The organism is Streptomyces sp. SBT349, assembly GCF_001083795.1.
In the GTDB taxonomy this organism is placed as follows: domain Bacteria; phylum Actinomycetota; class Actinomycetes; order Streptomycetales; family Streptomycetaceae; genus Streptomyces.
The window spans coordinates 1-10,500 of sequence record NZ_LAVK01000278.1; the positions used below are offsets into that span (position 1 = coordinate 1).

The following is a 10,500-nucleotide window of genomic DNA, read 5'->3' on the forward strand; positions in this document are numbered from 1 at the left end:
AGAGGGCAGGGGCGCCAGGGACGGGTCCGGGGGGGCGACGGAGGGGTGGGCCTGCCTCCCTTCTGAACGCTCGACACTGTGGGGGTATGGGGCGGGCGCGACCGGCCGTCAGGCCGCAGGCCCGCCCGATCCCCGCGGCGGGGGGGGGGCCCCCCCCCCCCCCCCCGCCGTTCGGCCGCCGGTCGGGTCGCCGGTCAGTCGTCCGCGTGGATCTCCCTGCCGCTGAACCGCTGCCAGTAGGTGACGCAGGTGTCGCGCCAGTCCGCCGCGTCGATCTCGTGCTGCGCGAGCTTGGCCCTGACCTCGGAGAAGCGGCGGGCGTCGATCTCCCGTTCCAGGGCGTCCCACGTCTCCCGCATCCCGGAGACGTACCGGACGCCCGCGTAGTAGTGGTGGACCAGCTCGTCCCAGAAGATCCTTCCGCTGCTCATCGGGTGGTCCCAGGGCACGTGGTGGAACCACATCATCAGGTTCTCGGGGACGGTGTCGATGCTCCCGTACCGCGCCTGAAGGGCGGGGAAGTACTGGGCGGTGAGGTCGCTCCCGGTGGGGGAACGGTCGTAGCCCAGGCCGACGCTGTCCGCCTGGTTGTAGTAGACGGGGTTCCAGTCCTCCCGCGGGAGGTCCGACTCGGAGGGGCCGGGGCCGTAGTGCACGTTGGCCTGGAACTGGTGCGCGATGCCGAGGGGGGTCTGGTAACTCACCAGCGCCTCCCAGGAGCCCATCATCATGGTGACGAGCGTGTCGACCACGTCCCGGCTGTTGCTCCAGGTCATCCGGACCCAGTCGTCCGCGATCCCCGCGGAGTCCAGGGTCCAGTCCCACGCCTGGCGGCCGAAGGCGAACAGATTCGCCTGGGAGAAGTGGTGACCGGTCAGGTTGTCCGCGTTGCCCAGGTTCGCCACGCCGACGATGGAGGTCGCCGAGTGGCCCTGGGCCGTCCCGTCCACCACGTTGCCCACCAGGCTCCGTTCGAGCGGCCGGCCCTCCCCGTCCGTGGCGTGGGTGTCGGTCTTCAGGACCTCCTCCCACATGGGGGCCAGGAAGCAGAGCATCGTGCTCTGGCCGGTGTACTCCTGGGTGACCTGGAGCTCGATCGCCTGGTTGGTGTTCTCCATGCGGCCGAACATCGGATGGATGGGCTCCCTCGCCTGGAAGTCCAGGGGGCCGTTCTTGGTCTGGAGGAACACGTTGTCGAGGAAGCGGCCTCGTGTCCCGTCGGGCCGGGGCTCGTCGTCGATGGAGCCGAACTCCAGGTAGGCCCTCTTCAACCGGTCGCTGTCCACGTCCGGGTTGTAGACGAAGGTGCGCCAGTAGATCGTCATGCCCAGCGGGGCCACCGCGACCGCCATGCCGTTGGCGCCGTCGCCGTGGTCGTAGCCGAAGTCCTGGGGTCCGGGCTGGCCCTCGGAGTTGGCCTTCACGGTGAAGCCGATGAAGTCCGGGATGGACTCCTGGAGTTGCCGGGCCTTCCGGTTCCACCACGCCTGGAAGTCGGGGCTGACGGGAGCCATCTGCTCCTCGGTCAGCGTGTCCGGCGCGAACCGGGGGTCGGTGGGCGCCGCGTATCTGATGGAGAGGGCGATCCTGATCCCGTAGGGGCGCAGCGCGTCGGCCAGCGCGGCCTCCCGCGCGATGTACTCCGGCGTGAGGTAGGCGTTGTCGGCGTTGACATTGTTGATCGTGATGCCGGTGATCCCCACGGACGCCATCGCCCGCGCCGCCACGAGGTAACGGTCCAGGACGAGCGGCAGGTTCAGCCCGGCGCTGTCGCCGGTGGCGGCGAAGTTGAAGATCGCGCCGTTCTCGCCGTCCAGCCCGCCCGTGCCCGACGCGTCGTTGCCGGCGTAGAGGCGTTCGGTGTCCCAGTAGTTCAGGTGGCGGTTGGCGACCCGGGGGGACTCGGAGATGTCCAGCTCCCCGAGGGGCTTGTGGGTCTGGATGCGCCGCAGGAAGGCGAACGTCCCGTACAGCGCCCCCACCTCGGTGGGCGCGGCGATGACGGTGAACCGGCGCCTCCCCTCGGAGAGCGACCGGATGAGGAAGCCGTCGGTGCCGAGCGAGGCCAGATCCTCGGCGGGCACCGATCGCCGCACGGCCCACGAACTGTCCCGGGTCCCGACGATCACGGCGCCGTCGGGGATCCTGTTCCCCGGCCCCTGGCTCACCCGCACCGGCCGGCCCAGCAGCCCGCGCAGGCCCCTGACCAGCTCCTCCCTGGCCGCCTCCAGGGTGGACTCCATCAGCCTCTCGGCCGATCCGGGAGCCATGCTCAGGTCCGGTGTGTGGCGGTACACCTTGTTCCGGTCGGCGTTCTCCACGATGACCGTGGTCACCTGTTCCCGGTAGCGGCGCAGGAGATCCCGGTCGCCGACCGGCGCGTAGCGCAGCCACAGGGCCGAGCCGTCATAGCCGTCGCCCTGTGGCACGGGGAGACCGCCGGGCGCCCCGGCGGCCTCACCGTCCCGGCCCGTCGCCCACGCGGCCTCGCCGGCGCCCGGTCCCAGCGTCGCGCCCGCCGCGACCGCACCCATGAATATCCGTCGACTCAATGTCATGAATTCGTCATACCAGCCCCACCCGCACCTGTCAGCATGCCGAACTCTGTCCACGTGACTGAACTTCAGGGTTCCCGTCGGGTCCCGGCCCGCTCCTCGGGCGCCCGGCGGTCGTAGCGGGCGAGTTCCTCCAACTCCCCGGCGACGTACTGGCGCCGGGCGAGCCAGCGCTGCACCTTCCCACTCGACGTCTTGGGCATCGTCCTCGGCCGGACGAGGACGACGGCGTCCGGCGGAACGTTCATCTCGATCGACACGGTCCGCCGGATGCCGTCGATGGCCGCCCGGTACTGCTCCTCGGCGCCCAGGTCGGCCTCGTAGACCACCACGAGCCGCTCGGTGGCCTCCTCGTCGTGCTCGACCGCGAACGCGGCGCCGCAGTTGCGGCGGATCCCGGTGACCGAGGACTCGCAGACCCGCTCGATGTCGACCGGGTGGTGATTGCGCCCGTTGAGGACGATGAGGTCCTTCATGCGCCCCACGATGAACAGCTCGCCGTCCAGGACGAACCCGAGATCACCGGTCCGCAGGAACGGTCCGTCCCCGGTCGCGGTCCTCGCGCCGAACGTGGCACCGGACTCCTCCGGGCGCCGCCAGTAGCCGTCGGCGACGCTCGGTGAGTCGATCCAGACCTCACCGACCGAGCCGTCGTCCCGAGGCTCGTGGCCGGCCGGGTCGACGATCAGCAGCCGGGTGCCGGGCCCGGGGACGCCACAACTCACCAGCGTCCGGGACGGCTCGGTGGGCGGTGCCGGATCGGCCACGCCACGGAGTTCGAGCCCGGCACGTTCGACCGACACCGAGCGCCAGCCGCCCAGCGGTGTGCCGCCGGTCACGAACAGCGTCGCCTCGGCGAGGCCGTAGCACGGGTAGAACGACGCGGCCCGGAAGCCGCACGGCCGGAAGCGTTCGACGAAGCGCGCGATCGTCTCGGCGCGGACCGGCTCGGCGCCGGTGAAGGTGAGTTCGACGCTCGACAGGTCGAGCCCCTCGACATCGGCCTCCGTCGCGCGCCGCACGCACAGGTCGTAGGCGAAGTTCGGCCCGCCGGTGATCGTCGCGCCGTAACGGGAGATCATGCGCAGCCAGGACAGCGGGCGGCGCAGGAAGGTCACCGGCGACATGAGCGACATCGGGATCCCCGTGAACAGCGGGGTGAGGATGCCGCCGATCAGCCCCATGTCGTGGTAGGGAGGCAGCCAGATGCCGCCCGAACTCCCCGCGTGCACCCCGAACGCACGCGAGATGTCCCGGCAGTTGTTCATGAGGTGGGCATGGGTGAGCATGACGCCGCGGGGCAGCGCGGTCGACCCCGACGTGTACTGGAGCAGGGCGAGCGGGCTCGGCCGGGCCGGCCGCGCCGGTACCCCGTGGTCGCCGCCGCGGTCCAGGGCATCGATGGCGACCACGCCGGGGGCGCGGCCCGCGACCGCCGTCGCGAGCCACTCGGCGAGGAACGGCGCGAGGTCCGAGGTGGTGAGAACGACGTCCGAGCCGCTGTCCTCGATGATGGCCGCGAGCCTGGGGAGGGTTCGCATCAGGCGCGTCGGGTCCGGCGGGAAGGCGGGCACCGCCGGGACCCCGGCGTAGAAGCAGCCGAACAGGCCCACCAGGTAGTCGATTCCCGGCGTGAACAGCAGCAGCGCCGGTGCCGGCCGCCCCGCGGCGGCTGCCGCGATCCCGGCCGCGACCCCCCGCGCCCGCGCGTCGACCTCGGCGTAGGTGAGCTCTTCGGCCGACTCGTCCTCGGAGACGAACCGGTAGGCGATCGCGTGAGGCGATCGTCTCGCCCTCTCGCGCAGCACCTCCGCGAAGCTCTCGGCTCCGACCTCATGGGAAGCGGTCAATCCCCTGCTCCTTCCTCGTCTCTCGCCGGCGGCTGCCGCCGAGCCCGGCCAGTGCCGCGTCGGTCAGGGTTCGCCCGTCGAGGAGCGTCGTCCGGTGCGGCTGACGCGGCACTAGGGCCGCCGTGCCGCGATCAGACGGATCCCGAGCGCGGCGTCCTCCCAGGCCGTCCGCACGGCGCCCAGTCCCGCCGTTCGCAGCAGGGCCTCGACCTCTCCCGGCGGCAGCGGCGTCCCGCCCGCGACCGCGAGGTCCAGGCGTGCCGTCGCCGCGCCGAGCGGGTGCCTCGGGAGGAGCGGGCACGGCAGGACGATCCAGCCGCTGGGCACCAGCGCCGCCGCGGCGGCCGTGACGGCTCCTCGCAGGTCCGCGGCGTTCCGCCCGGCCACGGGGAGCCAGGCGAGCGTGAGCCGGTCGTCCTCGCCGAAGTCGGCGGCGTCGCCGACCCGGACCAGGACCGTCCCCGCGGGGGCCACGCCGGTCGCGAGCCCTCCGGGCTCCAGCGCGAGCACCCGCGCACCCGGGAGGTGACGCGCCAGCACGGCGGCGGACCGGCCGCCGTCGCCCGCCGCGCAGCCCACCGTCGCCCCGGGCCGGGACAGCAGCTCCGCCAGCCCTTCGAGCCGGCCGAGCAGCGAGGTGACCAGCGCCTCCGCGAGGGCGGGCGCCTCGTCGCCGCAGCCGGCCGTCAGCGCGCGGCCCGCGTCCTGCCCGCCGGCGCGCAGCAGGGCGCCCCCGGCCAGCGCGCGCCGCAGCCGTGAGGCGAACGCCGAGGCGCGCGGGCCGCCGGTGAGCACCGGCTCAAGCCCCTCGCCGAGGGCGTAGCGGCCGTCGCCCACCCGGCGCACCACCGGGGAGTCCGCCAGGATCTCCAGCAGGTCCCGCGTCAGGTCCTTCCTCAATGACGAGGCCGCCTCCTCCGCCGTGCACGGGGTCAGCAGCCTGCCGAGCACGCCGGTCTCCAAGGCGACCGCACACGCCAGCAGCCCCCACGCCCGCGAGGCGACATCCGCGAGCCGTCCCTCGAACAGGCCCGCCGGTCCGGGCGGCATGGCGCCGGGCGGCGCCCCCGACCGGACGGCCGTCACCAGGGCGTGCGCGCGGTCGAGCAGCGCGGCCAGCGCCTCGCGCCGGGAGGAACCGGCCATGTCGGCGGCCCCCAGCCCCGCCGCGGACACCACCTCGCGCGCGACCCCGGCGAACCTCCCCGCGTCGACGGACGCGACGGCGTCGACCGCGTCCACCGTGTCAACGGCATCGACCGCTTCGACCGCTTCGACCGCGCCGCCGGACGCGACGGCGCCCACCACGCCCACCGTGTCAACGGCATCGACCGCGTCCACCGCGCCGCCGAGCGCAACCGCGCCCACCGCGTCAACGGCGCCCACCGCGCCCACCCCGTCGACGGCGCCCACCGCGTCCACCGCACCGCCGAGCGCGACCGCACCCACCGCGCCCACCACGCCCACCGCGTCGACGGCCTCCACCGCGTGCAGGGTCCACCAGGCGTCCGTCAGCCCGGCCACGGCGCGTTCGGCGGCCTTCTCGCGCACCCGGGCGCCCTCCAGGGCGACGATCGTGCGCTGCCCCAGCTGGATGAGCAGCAGTTCCTGGGAGCCCTGCCCGCCGATCAGCCCCAGGACGTCCCGCACGGACCGCTCCCACGGGAAGGCGTTCATATAGCCCTCGGCGCCCATGAGGTTCATCACCAGCCGGCCGACGCGCAGCGCGCACTCCGTCGTGTGGTGTTTGGCGACGGTGGCGAGTTCGTCGAAGTACGGGTCGCGGTCGGCCGAGCGGGTGCTGTCCAGCGCCCGGTAGACGCCGGCGCGCGACGCTTCGAGCAGCACGCGCATCTCACCGATCGAGCGCTCCACGTTGGGGTGGTCGAGCACGCGGCGCCCGCCGCGCCTGCGCGCGGACAGCGACTCCACGCAGCCCTCGATCATGCTGTCCAGCGCGCCGACCGCCGCGCACGCGGTCGTCATCCGGCGTCCGCGCGCATAGCTGTTGAGCTCGCTGATCGCGTCCGCGCCCCGCACCAGCCGCGAGGCGGGCACCCGCACGTCGTGCAGGAGGACTTGGCCCAGGCCCAGGGTGCGCAGGCCCATGGTCCCCAAGGGCAGCATGGTGACGCCCGGGTCGTCCACCTCGACGACGAACGCGAGGGCGTCGTGGGACGCCTCGTCGCGCAGGAGCAGGACGAAGAGGTCGGCGAAGCGGGCGCCTGTGATGAAGGGCTTGGCGCCGTTCAGCACCCACGCGTCGCCCTCGCGCCGCGCGGTGGACTCGTAGTCGTGGGGGTCGCGGCTCTCGTAGGCGCCCAGCGCCGCGAAACGCCGGCCGGCGACGAGGTCCGGGACATGGCGTTCGATCAGCTCCGGCCGCCCGCTGGAGAGGAGGAGCTCGGTGATCGCGACGGTGGTGTCGAGCAGCGCGGAAAAGGCGGGATCGCGCGACAGGCGGGCGATCTCCTCGACCACCGCGCCCCAAGCGAGCTTGTCCCACCCCGCGCCCCCGGCCTCGACCGGCAGCGAGAGCGAGATCAGCCCGAGGGCGCCGGCCGCCTCGATGACGCTCCTGTCGATGTCCCGCCCGCCTGATTCGCGGAACGAGGAGCCCGGGTTGACGGACTCCCTCACGAAGCCCGCGAACCGGTGCCTGACCTCGCGCCGGACCTGCTCGACCTCCGCCGCCAGCGTGCGGTGGCCGCCGCCGGGCCGGTTCGGCGGACCGGCCGCTCGGGGTCCTCGCATCATGCCCTCGCCTCCCCGGCGCCGCCCGTCGCCGCCTCGCGCGCCAGGTCGCGCACGAGCTCGTCGAGCGTTCCCTCGCCGAGGAACCGTTCGAGGGGGATGACGACGCCGGTGCGGTCCTCGACCTCCGCGGAGAGCTGGGCCGCCGTGAGCGAGTCGATGCCGAGCTCGCCGAGCGGCCGGTCGGCCGGGATCTCCTCCCCGGCGACGCCGAGCAGCTCTCCGATCAGCGATGACAGCCACGCGCCGGCAGGCTCGGTGGTGCCGTTCCTGGTGGTGATGGCGTCCTCCTAGGGGTGAGCGGGCGCGGACTCCCGGTACTGCGCCGCGAGCCGCAGCGGCACGAGGGAGAGCGCCCGGTCGTCGTCGTCGAGCTCTTCCAGCCGGCGCACCAGCCGGTCCTCGCCCGCCCAGTCGGGCCGGGCCGGCAGGCCGAGCCGCTCCACGACGCGGCGCAGCGCGACCGAGAGCCACGCCCGGTCGGTGGCCAGGCCGCCGAGGGACTCGCGCCGCCGGATCCAGGTGTGCAGGCAGCAGGCGCCCGCGTGCACCAGGCAGTGGCGGCGCGCCGCCTCGTACGCCTCGGGCGTGCGCCGCGTGGCGACCGCGGCGAGCGTCTCCCGGGTCTCGTCGCGGACCGTGACCAGCCTGCGCGCGAGCGCGGCGAGATCCTCGTCGTCGGCCACCGCCCCGGCCGCGTCGTCGAGGAAGTCGGTCACCTCGTCGGTGCCGCCGTAGGTGATCGACGGGCGCTGGTCCCGGGGCGCCGGCGACGGCGCCGGTTCGCCGAACCGGAACAGCAGCGACAGGGGCAGCCCGGCGTCCGTCGCGCCCCGCCCGCGGCGCAGGGCACCGTCGGCCAGCTGGGCGCGGATCGTGTCGAGCTGGACCAGCTGCGTTCCCTCGAACACCGGGGTGATGGCGATGTCGCGCGCCACCTTCTGGAAGGCGTCGTTCGCGACGCCCTCGCGCACATACGCGCGGGCGCTCAGCACCTCGCCGCAGGCGTTCACGGCGTCCACGCAGAAGGCCGGCACCACGTACTTCGCCACCGCGGACCACAGCGGCATCCGCTGCCGGGCCACGTCCAGCGCGCGGGTGGCGGCCAGCCCGGTGCACTCCGCGACCAGCAGGTCCGCGAAGCCGCGCGCCAGCAGCGAGCGCACCGGCGGGAGCGTGCTCGCGGGAACGCCGTACAGCACGCGCGTCCGCGCGTGCCGCAGCGCGATCCGCAGCGCCGTGTCGGCCGCGCCGAGGCTGACCGCGCCGACCATCGTCCGGGTGAACTGGAGCATCCCGGTGAGCATTTCGACGCCCCGCCCCCGCCGCCCGAGCAGGGCCGCGGGGCCGACCCGGCAGCCGCTCAGGGCCAGACCGCTCAGGTCGTGGCCGCGCAGGCCGTGGGTGGGGATCTTCGGCAGCCGCCGCACCAGCTCGCCGCCGAGGGCGGCGAAGTCGAGGAGGAACAGCCCGAAGGACGGCTCCGAGGCGGCGAGCACGGTGGCGAACGAGGACCGCCGGCCGTTGCCCACCATCCACTTCTCCCCGTCGAGCACATACCCGCCGGCGGCCGGGGTGGCGCGGGTCCGGGTGGCCAGCAGGTCGCTGCCCGCCGACCTCTCGCTGATGGCCGCCGTGCCCCAGGCGCGGGCCAGCACGAGCTCGGCCACCCTGCGCCGCTGCTCGTCGTCCCCCCAGATCCACACCGGCATCGCGGCCAGGAGCGTCGACCCGAGGCCGACGGAGACCGCCGGCTCGCGGCGCGAGACCGCGCGCACCACGCCGAGGAACTCCTCGAACGAGGCGAGCCGGCCGCCCTCGGCCACGGGCACGATGTGCTCGTGCAGGCCCGCCGACCAGGCCGCCTCGTAGGCCGCGGCGGGCTCGGCCCCGAGCGCGTCCGCCCGCACGCCCCCGGCCAGCGACATGGCGGCGCCCGGGTCGAAGGGGCAGCCGAGCCTCCGCTCGAACTCCGCGGCCAGGTCGAACGTGGACGGCGGCCGGCTCGGTGCCCCGGTCATGTGCGCTCCACCACGATCGCGTGCGGCCCGCCGTCGTCATCGTCGGCGAGGCCGAGTTCGTGGACGAACGCGACGTCCTCGCCGTGGCGGTAGGCGACCGTGCGGACCCGGACGAGGTCCCACAGCTGGCCGGCGCGCAGCCACGTCGCGTCGACGCGGCGGATGCCGTCGGCCAGCGCGCGGCGCAGCTCGGGCGCGGCCCCGCCGTGCCGCCGCACGCACTCCTCCCGCGCGCCCCCGGCGAAGCCAAGGGACTCGGCCCAGTACCACTGGTCGGCCACCTCGCAGTGGTGGCGGTGGACGCGGAACGTCGGCGGGTCGTCCACGTCCGGGGTGAGCCGCTCGCCGCCGCGCTCGAACGCGGCCCGCAGGGACGGGACATGCGAGCGGTGCGGCGAGCGATCCACCTCGTCCGCGTGGAAGGCCGCGACGAACCAGTCCGGGGGGCGCGTCGGCGTGCCGGAGAGCGCCCGGTCGCCGCTGAGCCGCAGCGGCACCGACGCGGCGCGCGTGCGCACCGCGACGCCCGCCGGTCCCGAGATCGTCGTCTCCACCTCCAGCTGCGACGACCGCGGCCCCCGGACCCGCGCGCGGACGTCGACGACCGCATCGTCGGCGTCGGCGAACCGGAGCGGCTTCTCGTGGCGGAGCTGCCATGACCACAGGACGAATCCCATCCGGTGCTCGGACACTAGCGTGCGGTGGCTGCACACGTGGTCCCGCAGCCAGCGGGTACCGGCCTGGAAGCCGAGCCTTCCGACGGCGCAGGTCTGTAGCCCGGCCGGGGTGAAGAGCCCCGCGTCGAGCACGATGTCGTAGGTGGAGCTGCGGGGCATGGTGGATCAGCCTCCGGATACCGCGGTGACGATGTCCACCCGGTCGTCCGGGGCGGCCTCCCGGTCCAGGTCACCGGCGGGGAGCCGTTCCCCGTTGAGCGCGATCAGGTGCGACGCGCGCACGTTCCCCTCGCGGTCCAGCAGCACGTCGCCCAGGTCGGGATAACGCTCGGTCAGGGCGGCCAGTCCCTCGCGGACCGTGCCGCCGCCGATCTCGATGTCGTTCTCGTAGTTGGTGAACCGGAGCAGGACGCCCCTGACCTTGACGATCATCGCCTGTTCGCCCTTCGTTCCACGGGCTTTCCCCTCCCCCTCGCCGCGCCACGAACAATTCGACCCTTGCCGTCCATTCGCGTCAATGGGGCCCTGACAAAAAATGGATAAAGCGATTCCCTCGAACCCGGAATTGAAATTCTTATATGAATTAACCGCGATCGTTTATGGCGCGGTCTTTCCGGGGCCGGAACCGGGGCGGGGTGAGGGT

Annotated in this window: 8 protein-coding genes; 1 reads left to right on the forward strand and 7 read right to left on the reverse strand. The window is 73.8% G+C overall.

All coding sequences use genetic code 11. From position 1 onward, the window contains the following. Positions 1 to 194 precede the first annotated feature (194 nt). The 4 genes from ADY01_RS26800 to ADY01_RS41920 all read right to left on the reverse strand — a co-directional run bounded on the left by ADY01_RS26800 (position 195) and on the right by ADY01_RS41920 (position 7,353). Complete coding sequence (locus ADY01_RS26800) at positions 195 to 2,558, reverse strand: alpha-glucuronidase family glycosyl hydrolase (RefSeq protein ID WP_234320429.1); 2,364 nt, start codon at positions 2,556 to 2,558, stop codon at positions 195 to 197. 65 nt (positions 2,559 to 2,623) lie between these two features. After that, complete coding sequence (locus ADY01_RS26805) at positions 2,624 to 4,405, reverse strand: fatty acyl-AMP ligase (protein ID WP_049578667.1); 1,782 nt, start codon at positions 4,403 to 4,405, stop codon at positions 2,624 to 2,626. 111 nt (positions 4,406 to 4,516) lie between these two features. Then, positions 4,517 to 7,162 (reverse strand): acyl-CoA dehydrogenase family protein, encoded by a 2,646-nt coding sequence (locus ADY01_RS26810; RefSeq protein ID WP_049578669.1) that lies wholly within the window; start codon positions 7,160 to 7,162, stop codon positions 4,517 to 4,519. Next, positions 7,159 to 7,353: an acyl carrier protein gene (locus tag ADY01_RS41920; RefSeq protein WP_420715744.1), complete on the reverse strand. Its 195-nt coding sequence runs from the start codon at positions 7,351 to 7,353 to the stop codon at positions 7,159 to 7,161. The genes ADY01_RS26810 and ADY01_RS41920 overlap by 4 nt, the downstream gene beginning before the upstream one ends. On the opposite strand from ADY01_RS41920, the gene ADY01_RS40915 reads away from it, so the two are divergent. Next, positions 7,259 to 7,453: a hypothetical protein gene (locus tag ADY01_RS40915; RefSeq protein ID WP_049578671.1), complete on the forward strand. Its 195-nt coding sequence runs from the start codon at positions 7,259 to 7,261 to the stop codon at positions 7,451 to 7,453. The two genes, ADY01_RS41920 and ADY01_RS40915, sit on opposite strands and share 95 nt — an antisense overlap. Here the strand turns inward: ADY01_RS40915 and ADY01_RS26820 are convergent. From ADY01_RS26820 to ADY01_RS26830, 3 genes are read right to left on the reverse strand one after another with little or no spacing between them, the layout of a single operon-like run. Further along, the gene (locus tag ADY01_RS26820; protein ID WP_049578673.1) at positions 7,450 to 9,180 is read right to left on the reverse strand and encodes an acyl-CoA dehydrogenase; all 1,731 of its coding nucleotides are present in this window, start codon (positions 9,178 to 9,180) and stop codon (positions 7,450 to 7,452) included. The genes ADY01_RS40915 and ADY01_RS26820 overlap by 4 nt on opposite strands. Beyond that, the gene (locus ADY01_RS26825; RefSeq protein ID WP_049578675.1) at positions 9,177 to 10,016 is read right to left on the reverse strand and encodes a hypothetical protein; all 840 of its coding nucleotides are present in this window, start codon (positions 10,014 to 10,016) and stop codon (positions 9,177 to 9,179) included. Before ADY01_RS26825 ends, ADY01_RS26820 begins: the two co-directional genes overlap by 4 nt. 6 nt (positions 10,017 to 10,022) lie before the next feature. After that, a complete protein-coding gene (locus tag ADY01_RS26830) occupies positions 10,023 to 10,289 on the reverse strand; it encodes a MoaD/ThiS family protein (RefSeq protein WP_049578676.1) in 267 nt (88 codons plus the stop codon). Between the last annotated feature and the right edge of the window lie 211 nt (positions 10,290 to 10,500).

What these genes read in the sequence shown, in the direction of transcription:
- ADY01_RS26825 (WP_049578675.1), bottom strand. Translation starts at nt 10,016, where the DNA reads ATGCCCCGCAGCTCCACCTACGACATCGTGCTCGACGCGGGGCTCTTC.
- ADY01_RS26800 (WP_234320429.1), bottom strand. Translation starts at nt 2,558, where the DNA reads ATGACATTGAGTCGACGGATATTCATGGGTGCGGTCGCGGCGGGCGCG.
- ADY01_RS26830 (WP_049578676.1), bottom strand. Translation starts at nt 10,289, where the DNA reads ATGATCGTCAAGGTCAGGGGCGTCCTGCTCCGGTTCACCAACTACGAG.
- ADY01_RS26820 (WP_049578673.1), bottom strand. Translation starts at nt 9,180, where the DNA reads ATGACCGGGGCACCGAGCCGGCCGCCGTCCACGTTCGACCTGGCCGCG.
- ADY01_RS26810 (WP_049578669.1), bottom strand. Translation starts at nt 7,162, where the DNA reads ATGATGCGAGGACCCCGAGCGGCCGGTCCGCCGAACCGGCCCGGCGGC.
- ADY01_RS40915 (WP_049578671.1), top strand. Translation starts at nt 7,259, where the DNA reads ATGACGACGCCGGTGCGGTCCTCGACCTCCGCGGAGAGCTGGGCCGCC.